A 19990-nucleotide genomic window follows, 5' to 3' on the forward strand; every position below is an offset into this window, starting at 1 on the left:
GGAGGGTCCTTTTCAAAGAAAGTCGTCGCGGCGAGGTGTGAAAGTATCGATCAGCCGACCAGGTGCCAGGCAGACACAGCCGTGTTCCGCACCAGATGGAATAACAAAGCTATCGCCCGGCCCGACCTCGAAATCCTGTCCAGATAACGTGAACCGGAAACGCCCGCTTTCGACATAGGTGGATTGCACATGCGGGTGGCTATGCAGCGCGCCTTTGGCATCAGCATCAAAGCTGAATGACACCACCATCAGGCTTTCATTTTCCGACAACACCTGCCGGGTGACGCCCGTATCGGGGTGGGCCTTGGGATAGGTTTTCAGCATTTCAGTCTCGATCTTATTGGAACGGCGGGGACAGTGATCGCGGTTCTTACGGCATTAAATTGTTGAAGAAAGCCGGCAACCAAAGCGACAGACCGGGGATGTATGTGACCAACATCAGCGTTGCAAAAGCCGCGCCATAGAAGGGCCAGATCGACCTGACTGCATCCCAGATTGGCAGCCGCCCAACGGCACATCCCACAAAAAGAACTGCACCAACGGGTGGCGTGCACAGGCCAATGCCAAGGTTCAGGATCAGGATCACCCCGAAATGCACAGGGTCCACGCCAAACGCCATGGCAACCGGCAGGAAGATCGGGGTTGTGATCACGATCAGCGGGGACATATCCATGAACGTGCCAAGGATCAGCAAGACCACGTTCAACAACAACAAGATCACAATCGGGTTGTCCGAAATGCCCGTCAGGAACGTGACCATCGCCGCCGGAACCTGAAGACGGGCCAGCAGCCACCCGAACCCGGCCGCACAACCGATGACCAGCAATACCATGGCCGTCGTCCGCACAGCGGCAAATGTTGCTTGGATAAAGTCGTGCCAGCTAAGGCTTTGGTAGACAAAGAACGTCACAAACATCGCATAAATCACGGCGACGTTGGACGATTCAGACGCGGTGAAAACCCCGGAACGTACCCCACCAAAGATTATCAAAATCAGGATCAGCCCCGGTGCCGCTGAAGCGAACAACTGGCCCAGCATCTTTCGCCCCGGAAACGGTTCTGTCGGATAGCCGCGGCGGCTTGCCACGATGTATGCCGCAACCATCAAGGACGTTGCCAAAAGCAGACCGGGGATAATGCCCGCCGTAAACAGATCTGCGATAGAAATGTTACCACCAGCTGCAATCGCGTAAATGATCATGTTGTGCGAGGGCGGCAAAAGCAGTGCGATGATCGAACTGACCACTGTGATGTTCACAGCATAGTCAGCACCATAGCCGCGTTCTTTCATTTGCGGCACCATCAGGCCACCCACGGCAGATGCATCCGCCGCCGCTGATCCCGACACACCGCCGAACATCACGGACGCCAAAATATTGACCTGCCCTAATCCGCCGCGCAAATGCCCCACAACCGCGCCGGCCAAGGCGACCAAACGGCGGGCAATATCGCCGCGTACCATCAGGTCACCGGCAAAGATAAAGAATGGGATCGCCATCAGCGAAAAGTTGGACACCCCGGAATTCAGGCGCTGGAAAACGACGATCGGGTTGATGCCCATATAGGCAACGGTCGCAAAGCTGGACACGCCCAGACAAAACGCGACAGGCGTCCCGATCAAAAGGAGGAACACAAATGTTCCGAATAGGATATACAGTTCCATTACATGTCCTCGATGGGATCGTCGCCAAAGCGCGCGGTCGGAAGGCCCGCAGCACGACGTGCAAGGCGTTCAAGGGAAAACAACACGACCAACACGCCACCGATCACAATCGGGGCATAATCATAGGCACCCGAGATACCCAATGACGGAAGTTTGGTATTCAATTTGTTCGCGGCCAACAGCCAGCCGTAATAGATCATGCCCGCCCCAAAAATGGTGACGACAATGTCCGACAGCGAATACATGACCATTTTCCCGCGGTGCGGCAGCAGATAAAGCAGCACATCGAATGACAGGTGGTATCCTTCGCGAATACCAACGGCTGCCCCCAAGAAAATAAACCAACCCATGATCATCACGGATGCCGGTTCGGTCCACGAAATACTGTCGTTCAGGACATAGCGCCAAAACACTTGGGCTGCGATCAGGGCGGTCATCACGACCAACCCGGTACCTGCCAGCAAAAGTGCTGCAGTCGCAATGCGCCCCATCCCGCGGGCGACGATTTTCATGAAATTCTGCACTCTGTTCCCCCCAGAGAAGATGGAGGCCCGCAACCGATGCTGCGGGCCACTATCGCTTACTCGGTGGCTTGGATGTCGATGACCATTTGCTGCAGAACAGGCGAGGTCACATATTTTTCATAGACAGGCACCATGGCTTCGATGAACGGTGTTTTGTCGATGTCTGTGATAATCTCGACGCCGGATGCACGCACACGGGCTTCTGATTCCGCCTCACGCGCGGCCCACAGGTCGCGCATGACAGGCACGGAATCACGCGCCGCTTGCCGCACAAGTTCCTGATCTTCAGCGGACAGTTTATCAAAGCTCGACTTTGCCATCACCAAAACCTCGGGCACGATCAGGTGCTGATCCAAAGTGTAGTACTTGGCGACTTCGAAGTGGCCCGAGCTGTCGTAAGAAGGCCAGTTGTTTTCCGCACCGTCGATCACGCCCGTCTGGATCGACGAATACACTTCGCCGTACGGCATCGGTGTCGCATTCGCGCCCAGCGCAGATACCATGTCAACGAACATGTCAGACTGCATCACGCGGAATTTCAGACCTGCAAGGTCTTCCATCGACGTAATCGGCTTTTGCGAGTTGTAAAAGCTGCGCGAGCCGCCATCAAAGAACGCCAAACCAACCAGATCGTGATCCGTGAACGCATCCAAAATCTGCTGGCCAACAGGGCCATCCATCACGTGGTGCATATGTTCGACCGACCGGAAGATGTAGGGCAGCGACGGAATTTGGGTTTCTTCGATGATGTTGTTAAACGGCCCAAGCGAGACACGGTTCATGTCGATGACACCGAACTGCGTTTGTTCGATGGTGTCTTTTTCTTCACCCAACTGCGCAGAGTGGAAGACTTCGATGCACAGGCGACCGCCGGACCGTTCTTCCAACAGCTCGCCCATGTGGTTCACTGCTGCCACCGTGGGGTAACCATCAGGGTGCGTATCCGACGACCGCAGCGTTACTTCACATGCGGCCACCGCAGATGCCATGGCAACGCTTGCCAGCAAGGCTGCCCCGATTGTTTTCGTAAAAGTCATTTGTTTTTCCTCCCAGAAAAATGGCCCATTTCAGAGCCGGTAAGCCTGCAGAGCAAGCCGGTACGTGAGGTCCAAAGCGACCTCGTGTGCATCCGCCAAAGACAGCCGCCCGGTGGCGACCAAATTGGCCAGATACGCACAATCCGACCGCCGGGCCACGTCATGCCGGGCGGGGATTGAACAAAACGCGCGGGTATCGTCGTTGAAACCGACAGTGTTGTAGAACCCGCATGTTTCGGTTGTGGCTTCGCGGAATCGTTTGATCCCTTCGTTGCTGTCAAAGAACCACCAAGGCGGGCCAAGCCGCAGTGCCGGATAGGCCCCAGCAAGCGGCGCCAATTCGCGGCTATAGGCGGTTTCATCCAGCGTAAAGACGATCACCGTCAGGGACGGCTCCATCCCGACAGCGTCCAGCAGCGGTTTCAGCGCGTGCACGTAATCTGTCTGGCTCGGAATATCGAAACCTTTGTCGCGCCCAAAGCCTGCGAAAACGCTGGCAGAGTGGTTGCGGAATGATCCGGGGTGAATTTGCAACACCAACCCGTCATCAAGGCTCATCCTCGCCATTTCGGTCAACATCTGCCCGCGAAATGCATCTGCGTCGGCCGGGGTGCAGTTGCCAGCCAGGGCCTTTGCGAACAAGGCGGCGGCGTCTGCCTGCGGCATATCTTCGGTGCGTGCTGTGGCATGGCCGTGGTCTGTCGCGGTGGCACCATACGCCTTAAAAAACGCCCGCCGCACCCGATGCGCTTGCAAATATCCCGCCCATGTTGTCGTGTCTTCGCCCGTCAGCGCGCCAAATTGCGCGACATTCGCGGCAAAACCTTCAAATTCAGGGTCAACCACATTGTCCGGGCGATAGGTAGTCACCACGCGACCATTCCAGTCGCTGTCGGCAATCATCTGATGCCATTTCAAATCATCCAGCGCACTTTCGGTCGTCGCCAGCAATGCGATCCCAAACCGATCAAACAACGCACGCGGACGGAACGCGTCTTGGGCCAGCTTTGTATCGATGTGATCGTAGTAGGCGTCAGCGGTATCTGCGGTCAGGCGTTCATCAATCCCAAAAACATGTTCAAAGGAATGATCCAGCCACATCGACGACGGTGTGCCCCGCAGCAGGTGATAATTTTCGGCAAAGCGACGCCAAATCTCGCGCGGGTCGGTTTCGACCGCGCCGCCATCGACGCGCGGGACACCCAAATCGGCCATTGGCACACCTTGGGAAACAAGCATCCGAAAGACGTAGTGATCAGGCACAACAAACAACTGGGCAGGGTCTGGAAACCGTTCGTTTTTTGCAAACCAGCTGGGGTCGCAATGACCATGCGGGCTGATGATAGGGAGATTGCAAACGCCTTCATACAACTCGCGGGCAATGCCGCGCACATGTGATTCGACGGGAAAAAGACGGTCCGGGTCCGTTAATTTCATCAGTTTCCCTCCCAAGGTCTTGCGGTAACGCTAGTCATCTAATATGTTAGTCTGGTAGTTACGTCAAACTGGAATATATCATGCCTGCCCTTGCATCACTCGCGACCCTGCAGATCACGACAGCGACGGAACAAGTGTTTCAAACCCTGTATGCAGCGATCATTTCGCTAGAGCTGGCCCCGGGAACAAAAGTGTCGGAAGCCGAAATCGCCAAAGAGCTTGGCGTATCCAGACAGCCCGTCCGTGACGCATTTTACCGTCTGTCCGAGCTAGGATTTCTTTTGATCCGGCCACAGCGCGCGACGACGATCACCTACATTTCACAACAGGCCCTGCGGGACGCGCGATTCATTCGCACAGCCCTTGAAACCGAATGCCTGCGCGCGGCGATCGAAAATGTAACACCGGCTGATATTGCCGTGCTTGATGCGCTGCTGGATCGGCAGGCGGCTGCGATCAAGTCAGGCGACAAACTGGGCTTTCACGAACTGGACGACCAATTTCACCGCACAATCTGTGAAATTGCGGGGCACCCGAATGCTTGGAACATGATCAGAGATCAAAAAGTTCACTTGGACCGGGTCCGGTACCTTTCGCTTTCGTTTGGCGCGCAAAGTGCACTTGATGATCACATATCAATCATGAAATGCATTCGTGCAAAGGACACCCAAGGCGCAGATGCCCAAATGCGGATGCATCTGTCGCGTATTCTTCAAATTCTTGGGCAAGTCAGCTTAGAACATGCCGAATACTTTGAAAGCGAAACAGAATGACCCAGCGCATTTTGGCGATCGGGGAATGCATGGTCGAAATGGCGCCGCAGGCCGCAGGTGGCTATGCGATGGGGTTTGCCGGCGATACGTTTAATACCGCGTGGTATTTGCGTAAAAATCTGCCCGACACATGGGACATCGCGTATCTGACGGGTGTCGGCACCGACACACTGTCCGCGCAGATGACCGATTTTATCGCAAACGCTGGGATCACCCCAGAATTGCTGGTGGTGCCTGACCGGACTGTCGGGCTCTATATGATTTCGTTGAAAGATGGTGAACGCAGTTTCAGCTATTGGCGCAGCGCTGCCGCCGCCCGCAAACTTGCGCAACATCGCGCGCCAATTGACGCGCTAGGTGCCGGGGATGTGGCCTATTTTTCCGGGATTACCATTGCCATTCTTGAACCGGATGATCGCGCGATATTCTTATCAACCCTCGCGGATGCGCGCGCCCGCGGCGTGCAGGTCGCTTTTGATCCCAATCTGCGTCCGCGATTATGGTCAGGCGTGGATGGAATGCGTAATTGGATCATGCGGGCCGCCGCCGTCTGTGACATCGCTCTTCCTTCGTTTGAAGACGAAGCAACGGTTTTTGGCGATGCGGACAAAGCTGCGACGCTTGCAAGGTATCAAAATGCTGGTGCCACATGTGTGATCGTCAAAGACGGCCCCGGCGACGTAGTTGCGCAAAACGGAACCGACCCGGCTGTAACCGTCACCCCAATTCTGAACCCTGCCCCCGTGGATACCACTGCCGCAGGGGATGCATTTAATGCGGCCTTTCTTGCCGGGTACTTGCGTGGTGCGGATCTTTACGACGCAATGCGAGCAGGCTGCGCCCTGTCTCATAAGGTTGTGTCGCACAAGGGTGCGCTGGTGCATGTCGGTTAAGCGATCGCAACGCGGAAATGGGGGTGGGCTGCCGCACGGGTTTCAAACCGCGCCATCGCAATCGTTGTTATACATGAAACCAAGGCCCCGCAAACCAAGGCACACATGATCCAACCTTGCGCACGCTGCCATACTGTATACTTCCTGCACGCAATAACGGGGGGACCACATGACACACGACATTACAAAGCTGGTTGATCAACTGACGCTGCAAGAGCAGGTTTCGCTGCTATCGGGTGCAGACCTATGGTCAGTTGCCGCGGTCGAACGGCTGGGCATTCAAAAGCTGCGCGTTTCAGATGGACCCAACGGCGCGCGTGGCGGTGGCGACTGGTTCGGGGGCGTCACGGCGGCGGCTTTCCCGGTCGGTATCGCGCTTGGCGCGACCTGGAACCCTGATTTGATGTACGAAATCGGTGCCGCGCTCGCTGCTGAGACGAAATCAAAGCGGGCGAATGTACTGCTTGCCCCGACGATCAACATCCACCGGTCTGTCACCAACGGACGCAATTTTGAATGCTTTGCAGAAGATCCTGCACTGACCGCATTCTTGACCGTGCCCTATATCGCAGGCCTTCAAGATAACGGGATCGGCGCGACCCCGAAACATTTTGCGGGCAACGAATCTGAAATTCAGCGCACGACGATGAATTCAGAAGTCGATGAACGCACCCTGCGCGAAGTGTACCTGCGCCCATTCGAGGCGGCGGTAAAAGATGGCGGGGCATGGGCACTTATGTCGTCCTACAACCGGCTGAACGCGGATTATACCTCTGAAAACACGTGGCTTCTGACCACCGTTCTGCGGCAGGACTGGGGTTTTGACGGCATTGTCATGTCAGATTGGTTTGGGTCACATTCAACAACGCAAACTGTGAACGCAGGCCTTGATTTGGAAATGCCGGGGCCAACGCGGGACCGGGGCGATAAATTGGTGTCAGCCGTCCAAGCGGGCGATGTTTCGTCCGCCACAATACGCGAACGCGCGCTGAACATGCTGCGGTTGATGGACCGCACAGGCGCACTGTTTGACGAAACACCCTATATCGAAAGCGCGCAAGATTTACCCGAAACACGCGCCCTGATCCGGCGTGCCGGCGCCGAAGCGATGGTCCTTCTCAAGAATGAAAACATCCTTCCCTTGGGCGCACCAACCGGAAAAATTGCGCTGATTGGTCCAAATGCCGGGGTGGCGCAGATCATGGGCGGCGGGTCGTCATTCATCAACGCGCATTATCGCATCGCGCCACTAGATGCGTTCACCGCGCGCTTTGGTTCTGCAAATGTGATCCATGCGCCCGGATGCCAAAACCACCGTTGGGAACCGCTGTTTGTTGGTGACGCCAGCGTTGATTTCTATGATAACGACGACCTATCGGGCGACCCGGTGGCGACCGATACCCTACAGCAAACGCAGACATTCTGGATGCATCCGATCGCGGGCGGCAAGGTTGATCCCGATCGGTTCTCGGCGCGAATCCGGTGGACGTTTACGGCTGATGAAACCGGACCGTATGTGTTCGGCCTTCATGCGACAGGGCGCAGCAAGTTGTTTGTCGATGGCAAATTGGTTGTCAATGCGGCTGACGGATGGGCGCGTGGGCGGACCTTCTTTGAGGAGGGCTGTGACGAAGTCACCGCCGAAATCGTCCTGACAGCTGGCCAAAGCTATGCTGTTTGCGTCGAATTCACTGCGCGCAAAGGCGAAATGCTGCAGCTTTCGGCGTTCCGCGCCGGGATCGGTCGACCGTTGGATGACACGGCCATCGCCACAGCTGTCGCTGCCGCAAGGGCCGCAGAAACCGCGATTATTTTTGTTGGCCGTTCAGGTGAATGGGACACCGAAGGGTCCGACCTGGAAAACATCACGTTGCCCGGACGCCAAGACGAATTGGTCGCGGCGGTTCTTGACGCTAACCCCAATGCGATCGTGGTGCTGCAAACCGGCGGACCCGTTGAGATGCCGTGGGTCACACAAGCCAAAGCCATTGTGCAAGCATGGTATCCCGGCCAAGAAGCCGGAAACGCCATCGCTGACGTGCTTTTCGGCGATGCCGAACCGGGTGGGCGCCTGCCGCAAACCTTTCCGGTCCGATGGGAAGACAACCCAACATGGTCGCAAGATGCCGAAGTTTACCCCGGCCTTGATGGCAAAGTCCGCTACGAAGAAGGCGTGTTTATCGGTTACCGCCACTACGAAAAAATCGGGATTACCCCGCTGTTCCCGTTCGGCTACGGACTTGGCTACACAACGTTCGCGCTAACGAAGGCGCAGGTTACGGCCCAAGGCGACGGCGCCCGCGTGACAGTGATGCTGACCAACACAGGTGACCGCAGCGGATCCACGGTTGTGCAGGTCTATGTCGGTGAACAAACACCAACAGTGCCCCGTCCCGCAAAGGAGCTGAAAACCTTTGCCAAAGTCACCTTGGCTGCGGGCGAAAGCCGCGCGGTTGATCTGACATTAACCGGACGCGACTTTGCGTATTTTGATGTGAACGCTGGACTTTGGCGGGTCAATGCCGGTGTGTTCAACGTGTTTATAGGTTCATCAGTCGCCGACATCGCCTGCACCGAAACGATATTCATGCAGGCGACGACCTATTCCAAATAGGTTACGCTGATCGGCCTGCCTTGCGCATTTGGTCAAGGCAGGCGGACAGCGACGCATCTTGAATCTGCTGATAAAGAACAAATTCGTCAGTCACAGCAGCGCCTAACGCCGCTTCAAATTCGTCCCGGCTCGACGCGGTTTGGGTATCATGCCCGGCACCGTCGCCAAGGTTTGACTGAAAAATCCCGGCAGCACTCACGGGCAGGAAGTCTTCGTAAATGATCGGGCTAAGTGTTAGAATGCCTGCATCAATAAGATCAGAAGCGTCCAGCGATGTTGCTGTGTCGGGCAGATGATCAATCGCGAACTTGAAGTAGGCTAATCCCTGATCGTAAAGTGCGCGCCAATCGTCGGGAAAGGCCGCAAAAGCACCCCCAAGCGCGGCCATATATGCGCCCGCATTGGACCCGTCGCCCGCTGGCAATATATCGTCACGCACGCCCGCCAGCGTGGTGTCATAAAGCGCACGCCCCTTCGGTGTCAGGGCCACGCCACGCTGTTCTATCTCGCCGAAACGGGCGGTATGGCTGCCGATGGATGCTGTACCGTGTGCCGACGGAAAGTTGACCGTTTCTTCCAGTGCCTTAAAAGATGTTTGCCGCAGCAAAATGGGGCATTTGCGGGGCGGCGGCCCTTCGACCACGGCTTTGGCGGGCAGGCCGCGGGTAATCATTGCGGCCTGTGCCGCGTCGATATCCAGCGTGCGCGGCGTCAAGTGATTGATGTGCGGCCCCTTGAACGAAACCACGTCGGCGATCAGGCGGTGGGCGTCATTCAACTTTTCAAAGGTTTCAATATCGACACAGGCATCCGCGTGCCACCGAAAGGTTTCAAGGACTGCGGCGACAAAACGCGTCGCATCCTCATCTGATAACCCACCGTCACTTTCGGCCTTTGATGTCAGCGCAATGGCTTCATCGTTGAAGATGTTCCGTTTGGCCAAAATTGCAGCCGCTTGGTCGCGTAGATTGGCATCCTTGATCAGCTCAAGCCGAAGCAGGGATGTAAAAACACGGAACGGGTTCGCCGCGAGAGCCGCGCGGGTCAGGGGCCTGAACGCAGTGGAATGCACAGGCACCGAGGCAGCGGACAAATCATAATACCCGACCGGATACATGCCCATTACCGCGAAAACACGGGCCATCATGGCCAGTTCCGATGCTGTACCCAGACGGATGGCGCCATGACGCTCCTCTGAAATCCGGGTGGTGTCTTCGTCCGGTGTCAGGTTCAGCGTGGCGGCCGCAGGGCTGGCCAATGTCGCCGCATTCGTATCGTTGACGATTTGCAGCAAATCACCATAAGCAGGGACTTCGGTGCGGTACATCGCTGACATAGCAGCAGAAAAGTTGGCGCGAATAGCATCGGAACGGGCAAATGACGCTGTCATCTTAGGGCTTCCTTGGGATTACATGTGCATATCATAACCACGGTTTGCGGCCCCTGAACAGCCCGCGCCACAGGCTATTTGACGCGGGCGACAATCCCGGCGGTCAGGGGTACTGCCATCATGAGAACCGCCACGATCCAGAAGGCCGTCGGCAAACTGGTCACATGTGCGGCAAAGCCGATCAATGCCGGCCCCAACAGAATTCCTGCATAGCCAACGGTGGTTGCCGACGCGATCGCTAACCCTGCTGGCATCACTTTTTGGCGGCCTGTTGCGCTAAAGATAACGGGCACCACATTTGCGGCCCCTAGCCCGATCAACACAAATCCGCCCATCGTCAATAATGCCCAAGGGGCCAAAAGCGTGACCGCGATCCCCATTATTGTGACGATGCCTCCTCCAACCAACACCCGGAATTCACCAAGCGCCGAGACAATGCGATCACCCGTCAGACGGGCTATTACCATCGCAATCGAAAACAGCATATAGCCCAAACCTGCGTTTTGTGGCGCGGCCATCGCGCGGTCGATAAGCAGTAGCGCGCCCCAATCCAGCACCGCGCTTTCAGCCAGAAATGCGATGCCCGCCAAGACGGCCAGCAACAGAACAATGCCCCGCGGAAAGCTGAAACCATGTGCTTCTTCGGGGCGCGCCCGCAAGAGACGCGGGCCGGCAAACGCGATCATGAAAAGCGCCAACGCCGCCCCTATCACACTTGCGGAAAACGGGCCAAACCCGACAGATAACACGAACGTCGTGAGCCCCGACCCGATGAATGCCCCGACACTGAACATGGCATGAAAGCCTGACATCAACGGGCGGGATTCCTTGGTTTCGACCTCAACCGCATGCACGTTCATTGACACATCCAACGTTCCTAAAGCAGCGCCGAACAGCAGCAAAACAGCACCAAGCACCACACTGCTACCCGATATCGCCAACAATGGAAGCGTCGCAACCATTCCCAGACCACCCAAAAGGACCATTGATCGTGCTCCGTATCTGGATGCCAGAAATCCGGTAACAGGCATTGCGGTCACCGATCCAATCCCCAAACACAACAATAGTAATCCCAGCTCTGCCTCGTCGGCGCCGACACGTGCTTTGACATAGGGAATAAGCGGCGCCCAACATGCCATCGCAAATCCCGCCGCCAGAAACGCCAACCGTGTGGCCAGCCGGGCCGGAGCCGTCACAGATAGATCGATCATTTTCTATGTTCTTTCTTTATATTTTTCTGGCTGGCGCGGAGCATTGGGTTGTCGCTATGCGCGCTTGCAGGGCGGCAAGATCTTTGGGCGCGACATCATGTTCCACCAGCAGGTAATCTGCGCGTGACATCGCGCCAATCACATAAGGCGCCGTGGTTCCGATTTTTTCTGTGGTCACCATCAGGATTGTGGCCCGTGATCGTTCCAGTAACTGACGCTTGAATGCCGCATCATCCGGATCAAACGCCGCAAAGCCGACATCGGGGTGCAGCGCACATGTACCAAGAAAACATAAATCAAAATGAAAATGGGTCAGCGAAGCTTGGGCCAGCCCATCAACACTTCCCCCCACATGCGGCGATACTTTTCCGCCGATCAAATGCAGCGTGATATCAGTGCGGTGCGCAACCGCTGCGGCGACGGCCACCGCATTTGTAACGACAATCAACCCGGCGTCTTGCGGCAAAAACGGTGTAATCTGCGCCACTGTACTGCCTGCATCCAAGAACACTGTCTGCCCCGGTTTGATATGCTGTGCGCCCGCATGGCAAAGCGCGACTTTGCGGTTTAAATCTTGCTGATTGCGCTGTGCCACTGGCGTATGCGCACGCGAAATCGGCAGCGCACCGCCGTAAACGCGCTCGCATTTTCCTTCGGCAGCCAAGGCGCGCAGATCGCGACGAATGGCATCATCAGACACATGAAATTCATGCGCCAAAGCACCCGACAACACGGCCTGACCGTCCGCGATACGTTGGGCGATGACTTGCCGCCTATTCTCTGGGATAAAATTTGGCTCACGCATAAACGTACATAAACGTGCACAAACAAGAACAGTCAACACAAATCGTGTTTATTCTTCTTCCCCGTCAGGACGCTGTCACTTTTTAGAATTGGCCTGCCGCCGAGGCATATCCCCCCAAGCGTGATTACCGCGAATGAACTGCCAAAAACCTTGCAGGCGCCATATACTGTTGAGCTGCCGGTAACCGAAGTTTTCAAAAATTGCCGCAGCTCCCAGCCTCGCCAAATCACGCGCGTTTGGTGTACGCCGTAGCTCCGCTTCTTCCAAAATCAGCGCGCTTACGCTGAAAAACACCCCGAAAACGATGAAAATCGCGGTGAATGCCAGAATGAAAGGCGTGTTTAAAACACCCATCGCCCAAAACAGCGGAAGCAAAATAAATCCGGTAACTTCTGCAATGGGCCCAATGACATCAACAATCAGGTTATGCGGCAAGCTGATTAACCCAAAGCGGCCATAACGTGGATTAAAAACCATCCCCTTGTTCTTGCAAATCACTTGAAGTGCGCCGCGCTGCCACCGCTTTCGTTGCGTTGCCAATACCTTGAGCGTTTCCGGCGCCTCAGTCCAGCAGACAGGTTCAGGAACATATCGCATCGAATAGGGACGATTTTGATCGCGCATGTGACGGTGCAGCTTCACCACATAATCGTAATCCTCGCCATGTGAATCCTTTGAAAAACCGCCGACTTCCAGCGTGAGATCACGACGAAATATGCCAAATGCGCCGGAAATGATCGACAGCATTCCCCAATGGCTCCACGCGAGACGTGTCACCAGAAAGGACCGGATGTATTCAAGGCTTTGCACCAGCGGGATAAAATTCGACGGGAGGCTTGTATCAACAACTTGGCCTGCGCGCACCGTGCACCCGTTAAGGATGCGAATTGTACCACCGACAGCCACTGTTTCGGCAGGGTTTTCCATAAACGGCCGGACCGACCGCAACAATGCCTCAGGCTCCAGTAAAGAATCTGCATCAACCACACAAAACAACGGATTGCGTGAAAAATTGATGCCCGCGTTCGTTGCATCAGCCTTCCCCTTGCCGTTTTCTTTATCGATAACAATCAGGCTGGGATATTGCTGCGATTTATACACCCCCCGCACCGGCGCATGTTCAAGGCTAAGTTCATGCGCACGGGTCACACGTTGCAACGAAAACGCTGCAATAAGTTCGTCTAACGTGGCATCTTTCGACCCGTCATTAACCACCACAATCTCAAGTTCGGGATAGTGAAGGAACAACATAGAGCGCACATTCGCTACGATGGTCTGCTCTTCATTATATGCGGGCACCACCACGCTCATCGGAATAGTGACGTCGGAAATGAGCATTTGCCACGTTGATTCCGTATCTTCCGCCATGGAATGGCGACCTAATTCGCGCCAAGCAAAAGGTAATTGCACAAGGCTGATCAAGTTTTGCGCAAATCCTACAGTAAAAATGGCCCAAGCCAGCGCGCGCAACCAAACGATGTGGGCATGTCCAAATTCGACGACACCATGCCAAATTTCTACGATCATTTTTCACCACCCATTTCTGCGAGAACCTGCAAGGCAATACCGGCTGCGACATCGTCACCCGAAGCTGCAACGCGCAATAGAACAATGCCGCGGTCTCCGAACCCAAAGATCGCCTGTGCAGAGCGGAATCGCACCCACCAGGCCTGATCCTGCAAACCTTCAACAAGTTTGGGTAAAGTACTATCCGCCCGGATCTTTCCCAGTGCTTTTGCTGACTGAACGCGGACACCAGTTTCCGTGTCGTTCATAAGTGATGCAATTTTGTTTCCAGCCGCAGGATCACCAAAATCGCCCAGCGCCGCTACTGTACGAGATCGAATTTCGGCGTCGGGGTCATCAAGAAACGGGATGAGAAACGGAACCGAAACAGAATTACCAATAGCGCCCAGCGCCATGATAGCGGCCACACGCGCACTTTGATTTTCGCGTTTTGTTCCGGTGAACGCTGTTTTATCCTGCGCACCTTCGGCAAGAACGTGCAGCGCAGGAACCGCCGGGTCACCGAATTTCTTCAGCACATCCGCCAGCATCAACATATTGGTTTGGTTCGAATCGCGCAGCCGAACAATGCTGTCGAACACCAACTGCCCCTGAGCGCGGTTCGCCAACCCGCGCAAGGCTGCTAGCTGAATGTAGGGGTCTTTTGATCGTGCTTGGGTGACTAAATGGTGCAGCGTTTCATCATCATCGAAATGCGCCATCAACGTTAACGCCTGAATACAGGCACCACGGCTGCCCTCTGTCACCGCTTTTTCTAAATATGACCCCAGCCCCCATACCCCTAAAAGCGTAACAATGCGCGCCGAGGTGTTTCCCTTAATGGCCCGCATTGTATCAAGCGCGATTGACACAACAATGCGCGCGTCACCGCCCTGAAGAACCGGTAAATCAACACTGTCCAGCTGTACCGGGCTTCGCAGAGCTGCATGAAAAATTTCCACTAATTCGCCACGGCGTAATTCGCCCGCGGCTTGTTGTTTTGCAGAATGGTGGCGTCGCAAGATAAGCATATACAGAAAACAGCATGCCAAAACGGACATGCCAAGTGAGGTACGCCATATCCACGTCAGCAGAAACTGCTCAAACTCCACCGCGCCTCTCCTATACCAAGTCGTTTCGCGGAGGCAGCAAACCGCGATTGGCCAGCATGCTGGCCACACGGTGGTCATAATTGACGGGCTGTGCTTGGGTCATATCAATCGTGCGCAACGCGCAATCAGTTCATCCGGGTTGAATGGTTTTACGATGTAATCAGCCACACCCAATTCGAACCCTTCGAGAATGTCTGTTTCACGGCGCCGTGCCGTTAGAAATACAACTGGCGTGTCTTTCAGGTGGGGGGTAGCACGCATTTTTTGCAGTACGATTGAACCATCAAGCCCTGGGAGCATGCGATCAAGCAATACCAAATCAGGCGACTTTTCGGCCATCATCACCATCGCATCGGACCCATCATACGCAACCTGCGCCCTGTATCCTGCCGCAATAAACCGCCGCTCCAGCAGGTCGCAAATCGACCTGTCGTCATCAACAATCATGATAGTCATCATGAGACGCTTTAGGCGTGTTTGAATTTTGGTTGCGACTTCTTTGACGTTGTAAGGTTTGATGACATAATCAACCGCTCCCGCCTTCAAGCCGCGCATGATACTATTAGGCTGTCGCGCTGCGGTAACCATCACAACAGGAACATGTGACAGCGCGTCCAGTTTTTTCATTTGCTCTAATACCATCAATCCAGAGATCGCACCCGGCATATTATGGTCGAGCAGTACCAGATCAGGAGTATCACAAAGCATAATGTCCATGGCCTCGCTTCCGCTGGACGCCACAATAACGTCTGCGACATCGGTCACCAACGCCGCGAGGATGGCGCGCGCAGAAGGGTCATCGTCAACGATCAGCACATTCAGTCGGTTGGGCAGCGGATCACCCAATTTGGCCACACTGTCGCCGTGATCGTCAGTCGCTTGATCATCAGGCGGCACGTGAAAAGGCCCATCCGCGTCAGGCGCGTATGCAGCCGTGCATGTGACAACAAGCTTCTGAACCTCAAGAATAATTTCAGCCTCGGTCGCTTGTGGTTCATCCACAATCAGCCGCTCCAAGCGCGTTGCGCTTTCGCTGATTTCAGGGAAGCCATAGGTTGCGCCGCTACCTGACAGCTTGTGAGCAAGACTGGCAAGCCCTTCGTAATCTTCCGGCGTCAGAGCGCGACTTTGCTGATTTTGCTGAACATCTGCCAGCAAAGATCTCTTTTCCATCACACTTTCAAGGTAACGGGCGCGCAGCGTAAACATCATTTCTTGGGGCAGCGTGGCATTTATGCTCATTGACCCACCTCAGGCGTGCATTGGAGATTCCTTAATTGGTGCGCGTCCACTGAAGCACCTCCTTGAGCTGGGATGGTAGGAGCATGGGGTCAAATGGTTTATGAATCACTGCGCTTGCCCCTAGTTCGAGGTACTCGGCAACTTCGTGGGCCTGTACACGCGCCGTCATAAACACCACTGGAATGCCTGCTGTATTCCGGTTTTCGCGCAGCGCTTTGAGAGTAGCAGGGCCACCCATTTGCGGCATCATAACGTCAAGCAGTATCAAATCGGGTTGCGTATCCTCAGCCGCCCACACCGCGTCAGATCCGTTTGTAACACTGGAAACAGTAAAGCCGCCAACCATCTCAAGCGCTAGCGTTGCCACACTCAAGATATCTTGTTCGTCATCCACACACAGGATGTGCGGCATTGTCTCTTCGCCAACCGCTTGTGGCGATGACGTTTTGGACCAGCCCGCGCTGACAGACCCAACCCGTTGCGGCGATGCACAGTCGACGGCATCATACCGCAGTGTGTCTTTTGGCTGAGCCAAAAAAATTACACCAGGGACGCTTTTTCGTATAAATGTGTTTAAGTCGGCATTCGAACTGCGGCTTTGCATCACTTTGCTCTCCTCACTGCATTTCAATTTCAAATTCAGGTTCAGTGGGTTCAAATCCTGTTGGCGCTGCCAGCGGGAAGCTGACCCAAAATGTCGTGCCCCGGCCAAAGATGGACTCAAAGCCGATTTCACCAGCCATCCGCTCTACCAGCCGCTTGCTGATCAAAAGCCCAAGACCCGTGCCGCCCTTCTGACGGGTCGGCGAAGCGTCCGCTTGGGCGAATTTGGAAAAAATTCTGCTTTTGAAATTATCCGAAATTCCGATGCCCTGATCACGAACGCGTATCCACACCTTCTTTTCAACAACTTCGGTTGAAACCACCACTTGGCTACCCGCAGGGGAGAATTTCGCCGCATTCGAAATAAGGTTGGTAAGCACCTGCATCAAACGCAGTGAATCCACCATCACCTCTGCATCGCTTTCGCACTGCTGAACCTGCAGCGTTACACCATGCGTGTCTGCAAACGGTCTGTTTGCTTCCATTGCTTGGGCAACAATCGGTCCAAGTTTCTGATGGGATATTTCGAAATGCATTTCGCCAGAATCGAGCTTGTCGATATCTAGAATGTCGTTGACCAAAGCAATTAGTCGCTCGCTGTTTTTATGTGCGATTTTAATGAGGTCGAGGATGTTCTGTGGCAGCGCACTGCTCATCGCGCCAACAACCAGACCAAGCGAACCGCGGATAGAGGTCAGCGGAGTTCGCAGTTCATGGCTCACCGTTGAAACAAACTCGCTCTTGAGGCGATCCATTTCGCGGCGATCAGAAATGTCCTCAACCTGTTTAATGGTGTAGTCAGGTGTACCGTCCGGTTTACGCACGATCGACACGCTGACCTTTGTCCAAACAACGTTTCGTGTCTTGGAAATAAACCTCTTTTCCAGCCGGTACGAAGAGATCTTTCCCGCCACAAGATCGTCCATTAAAGCCAAATCTTTTATGAGATCATCTGGATGGGTGAGTTCGCGGATTGTCGACCCCAGCAGTTCGCCTTCGTCGTAACCCAAAACGTCACAAAATGCTTTATTTACGCGCAAGCACGCGCCTGCGGGGCACACCAGAACCATCCCGATCGAAGCTAACTCCATCGCCTGACGAAACGTTTGTTCGCTCGCCTCCAGGGCATTTCGGGCTGTTATGCGTTCCGTGATATCCCTGATGCTGCCAACAAATCCACGTTCGGAGCTCAACCCGATTTCGTTAACGAACAGCTCCATAGGAAATATCGACCCATCTTTACGCTGCGCCGTCACTGTTCGCCCGGCCGCAATGGGTTTTGCGCCAACCTTTTTGAAAAATGTATGGAGGTATCCGTCATGCTCGCTCCGGTATGGCTCTGGCATCAGAATATTGACATTTTGCCCAATGACTTCTCCAGCGCGATACCCGAATATGCGTTCGGCCGCGGGGTTAAACCCGCGAATTTGGCCGACGGGCGATATACTGACAATACCGTCGACGACGGTATCTAAAACCGCCTGCAAGCTACGGCGCGCCTCGACAACTTTGCGGGTTTTCAGCGCGACTTCTTCCTGAACAAGTCCGTTTTGCCGCACTGTCATTAGAAAAATAAATGCAAGTAGCCCCGTCAGCGCCGCCCCCCCAAGAAGGATCAACTTAGACAATGGGTCATTTGATAATGACTCGAAACGAGCGCTACTTTTCCAGACCAACGTCCACGTCTGTTGCATGACCTCAATCTGACGTGTCCGCGTGAATAGGGGCTCACTTGCGGTGTCGCCGTTCGCAAGACTGGTGTAGATGAGTGTTTCCGGGCTGGCGACAGCGCCATCGAAGACCTCGATATGAATGCTATCGCCCTGACTAAGCGTCAGGTTTTGCAGAAAGTTTTTGCCAATAAATGGGGCATAGATCCAGCCCAGCGTTGCGTCTCGGCGTTGCCCCGGCGTCGCGACAGGCGCATCTGCCTTGTAGATTGGCAGCAGCAGAAGAAAGCCGGGTGTCTTTTCGGAATCCTGAACCAACAAAATTCGCTTAGTGATAGTCGAACGACCAGTTTCCATCGCCGTAATGGCGGCCTCACGACGGTTTTCTTCGAAGGCTATGTTCAAGCCTTGCGCCGGAAGGTTGATATCCAAAGGCTCGATAAACGTGATAATAAAATTCGCGGGGTGATCGCCTTCTGGCTTAACGTTGAAATCAGGCGCACCGTCTGCCTTTGTCTGTTCAAGGAACGCAACCAGATCTTCGTCGCGGACATTGGCGATATATCCTATGCCATTTATGCCCGGAAACTGTGTGCGGATCTGAATTACGTCGACGTAATGCCGCCACTCATGACTGCTAACCTGGCTTAATGTGCTAAATAGACCGACCCCCGCTAAAAGAGACTGCTCGTATGATTTCATCTTGAATTGGAGCGCGCTTTCGCTCTCGGCCGCGAGCGCATCAAAGCGACTTTGGTCGCGTTGATCGGCCCGAATTGAGACGGATTTCCATGACATCAGCGTCGCGCCAACGGAAAAGATCAAGATGAAAATCATCAGAAAATGACTGATACGCGGCGAAACGTATTCAGACCTGATTTGCCGATAAGCGCCAACCAGCGACAAAAATACCGGGGTAAACACCAGCGCCCCAACAGCATTACCAGTGAAAAACAGCAACCACGTTTGGGTAATCCCATCTGTGGTGTTCACGCCGGTCGCTGCGACGATCAACGCACTGACAAGCGAGAACAACAAAGCCAGACCGGCAATGCCCAAAAAGGTCTTTGTGAAAGGCAATGCCTTGGCTGCGGTAGGTTGACGTCTGACTAATTTTATCAAGCGCGACGTGGTCCACGCGAGTGCCGTGGCGCTTGATGACACACCAAAAGCACATACGCCCCCCCAAAGAGGGCCATCTGCAAGCTGACCATAAAACACCGGTGTCAGATAGCCGAGCAGCATTCCGATCAGGACAGCCGGAACGCTTCTGCTGCCGAGCGTCAAAAACGCGCCCAGCGCGATTCCCGTCGGCGGCCAAAGGAACGTCGCATATGCACTTGGTTCGGCAACGGCGATCATGGCGGCACCCGACAGCGCCACCATCGCTGCCAGAAAAACGTGCTGACAAGCAGAGATTACGCGTTTTGATGGGACATCGTTAGCCAATCGTACTTTGCCTCGCTCCACTATGCGCGGGAACTAAACCCTTGCTTCGTGCAACAATATT

16 protein-coding genes are annotated in these 19990 nt (G+C 54.8%); 3 read left to right on the plus strand and 13 right to left on the minus strand.

The window, feature by feature from the left end:
* Positions 1-12: 12 nt before the first annotated feature.
* The 5 genes from ACXJGX_RS06945 to uxaC form a co-directional block, all read right to left on the minus strand.
* Positions 13-324 (minus strand): cupin domain-containing protein, encoded by a 312-nt coding sequence (locus tag ACXJGX_RS06945; protein WP_474779996.1) that lies wholly within the window; start codon positions 322-324, stop codon positions 13-15.
* A gap of 46 nt (positions 325-370) precedes the next feature.
* A complete protein-coding gene (locus tag ACXJGX_RS06950) occupies positions 371-1663 on the minus strand; it encodes a TRAP transporter large permease (protein ID WP_474779998.1) in 1293 nt (430 codons plus the stop codon).
* On the minus strand, positions 1663-2175 hold the full coding sequence (locus tag ACXJGX_RS06955) for a TRAP transporter small permease (protein ID WP_474780000.1): 513 nt from the start codon (positions 2173-2175) through the stop codon (positions 1663-1665). Before ACXJGX_RS06955 ends, ACXJGX_RS06950 begins: the two co-directional genes overlap by 1 nt.
* 68 nt (positions 2176-2243) lie before the next feature.
* Entirely contained in the window at positions 2244-3224 is a 981-nt protein-coding gene (locus tag ACXJGX_RS06960; RefSeq protein WP_474780002.1) for a TRAP transporter substrate-binding protein, read from the minus strand.
* 30 nt (positions 3225-3254) lie between these two features.
* Positions 3255-4661: a glucuronate isomerase gene (gene uxaC, locus ACXJGX_RS06965; RefSeq protein ID WP_474780004.1), complete on the minus strand. Its 1407-nt coding sequence runs from the start codon at positions 4659-4661 to the stop codon at positions 3255-3257.
* Between the two features lie 80 nt (positions 4662-4741).
* Here uxaC and ACXJGX_RS06970 point away from each other — a divergent pair, with 80 nt between their 5' ends.
* The 3 genes from ACXJGX_RS06970 (at position 4742) to ACXJGX_RS06980 (ending at position 8941) form a co-directional block, all read left to right on the plus strand.
* Positions 4742-5434: a GntR family transcriptional regulator gene (locus ACXJGX_RS06970; RefSeq protein WP_474780006.1), complete on the plus strand. Its 693-nt coding sequence runs from the start codon at positions 4742-4744 to the stop codon at positions 5432-5434.
* On the plus strand, positions 5431-6327 hold the full coding sequence (locus tag ACXJGX_RS06975) for a sugar kinase (RefSeq protein ID WP_474780008.1): 897 nt from the start codon (positions 5431-5433) through the stop codon (positions 6325-6327). Before ACXJGX_RS06970 ends, ACXJGX_RS06975 begins: the two co-directional genes overlap by 4 nt.
* A gap of 169 nt (positions 6328-6496) precedes the next feature.
* Complete coding sequence (locus ACXJGX_RS06980) at positions 6497-8941, plus strand: beta-glucosidase (protein ID WP_474780010.1); 2445 nt, start codon at positions 6497-6499, stop codon at positions 8939-8941.
* 1 nt (position 8942) lies between these two features.
* Here ACXJGX_RS06980 and hglS read toward each other — a convergent pair whose 3' ends face one another.
* The 8 genes from hglS to ACXJGX_RS07020 form a co-directional block, all read right to left on the minus strand.
* The gene (hglS, locus tag ACXJGX_RS06985) at positions 8943-10331 is read right to left on the minus strand and encodes a 2-oxoadipate dioxygenase/decarboxylase HglS (protein WP_474780012.1); all 1389 of its coding nucleotides are present in this window, start codon (positions 10329-10331) and stop codon (positions 8943-8945) included.
* Positions 10332-10405: 74 nt separating this feature from the next.
* Positions 10406-11542, minus strand: coding sequence for an MFS transporter (locus ACXJGX_RS06990; RefSeq protein ID WP_474780014.1), 1137 nt, complete (start codon positions 11540-11542; stop codon positions 10406-10408).
* Positions 11543-11558: 16 nt separating this feature from the next.
* A complete protein-coding gene (locus ACXJGX_RS06995) occupies positions 11559-12347 on the minus strand; it encodes a DeoR/GlpR family DNA-binding transcription regulator (RefSeq protein ID WP_474780016.1) in 789 nt (262 codons plus the stop codon).
* Between the two features lie 75 nt (positions 12348-12422).
* The gene (locus ACXJGX_RS07000) at positions 12423-13769 is read right to left on the minus strand and encodes a glycosyltransferase family 2 protein (protein ID WP_474780018.1); all 1347 of its coding nucleotides are present in this window, start codon (positions 13767-13769) and stop codon (positions 12423-12425) included.
* A gap of 101 nt (positions 13770-13870) precedes the next feature.
* Positions 13871-14884: a HEAT repeat domain-containing protein gene (locus ACXJGX_RS07005; RefSeq protein WP_474780020.1), complete on the minus strand. Its 1014-nt coding sequence runs from the start codon at positions 14882-14884 to the stop codon at positions 13871-13873.
* A 180-nt stretch (positions 14885-15064) separates the two neighbouring features.
* Complete coding sequence (locus ACXJGX_RS07010; RefSeq protein ID WP_474780022.1) at positions 15065-16207, minus strand: response regulator; 1143 nt, start codon at positions 16205-16207, stop codon at positions 15065-15067.
* 31 nt (positions 16208-16238) lie between these two features.
* Positions 16239-16742, minus strand: coding sequence for a response regulator (locus ACXJGX_RS07015; protein WP_474780024.1), 504 nt, complete (start codon positions 16740-16742; stop codon positions 16239-16241).
* Positions 16743-16824: 82 nt separating this feature from the next.
* A complete protein-coding gene (locus tag ACXJGX_RS07020; protein ID WP_474780026.1) occupies positions 16825-19950 on the minus strand; it encodes a PAS domain S-box protein in 3126 nt (1041 codons plus the stop codon).
* Positions 19951-19990 lie beyond the last annotated feature (40 nt).

The organism is Yoonia sp. SWMV100 (assembly GCF_056108365.1).

Bases quoted from the DNA above. Each gene is read 5' to 3' on its own strand.
- ACXJGX_RS06945 (WP_474779996.1), bottom strand. From the start codon at position 324: ATGCTGAAAACCTATCCCAAGGCCCACCCCGATACGGGCGTCACCCGG.
- ACXJGX_RS06950 (WP_474779998.1), bottom strand. From the start codon at position 1,663: ATGGAACTGTATATCCTATTCGGAACATTTGTGTTCCTCCTTTTGATC.
- ACXJGX_RS06955 (WP_474780000.1), bottom strand. From the start codon at position 2,175: ATGAAAATCGTCGCCCGCGGGATGGGGCGCATTGCGACTGCAGCACTT.
- ACXJGX_RS06960 (WP_474780002.1), bottom strand. From the start codon at position 3,224: ATGACTTTTACGAAAACAATCGGGGCAGCCTTGCTGGCAAGCGTTGCC.
- uxaC (WP_474780004.1), bottom strand. From the start codon at position 4,661: ATGAAATTAACGGACCCGGACCGTCTTTTTCCCGTCGAATCACATGTG.
- ACXJGX_RS06970 (WP_474780006.1), top strand. From the start codon at position 4,742: ATGCCTGCCCTTGCATCACTCGCGACCCTGCAGATCACGACAGCGACG.
- ACXJGX_RS06975 (WP_474780008.1), top strand. From the start codon at position 5,431: ATGACCCAGCGCATTTTGGCGATCGGGGAATGCATGGTCGAAATGGCG.
- ACXJGX_RS06980 (WP_474780010.1), top strand. From the start codon at position 6,497: ATGACACACGACATTACAAAGCTGGTTGATCAACTGACGCTGCAAGAG.
- hglS (WP_474780012.1), bottom strand. From the start codon at position 10,331: ATGACAGCGTCATTTGCCCGTTCCGATGCTATTCGCGCCAACTTTTCT.
- ACXJGX_RS06990 (WP_474780014.1), bottom strand. From the start codon at position 11,542: ATGATCGATCTATCTGTGACGGCTCCGGCCCGGCTGGCCACACGGTTG.
- ACXJGX_RS06995 (WP_474780016.1), bottom strand. From the start codon at position 12,347: ATGCGTGAGCCAAATTTTATCCCAGAGAATAGGCGGCAAGTCATCGCC.
- ACXJGX_RS07005 (WP_474780020.1), bottom strand. From the start codon at position 14,884: ATGCTTATCTTGCGACGCCACCATTCTGCAAAACAACAAGCCGCGGGC.
- ACXJGX_RS07010 (WP_474780022.1), bottom strand. From the start codon at position 16,207: ATGAGCATAAATGCCACGCTGCCCCAAGAAATGATGTTTACGCTGCGC.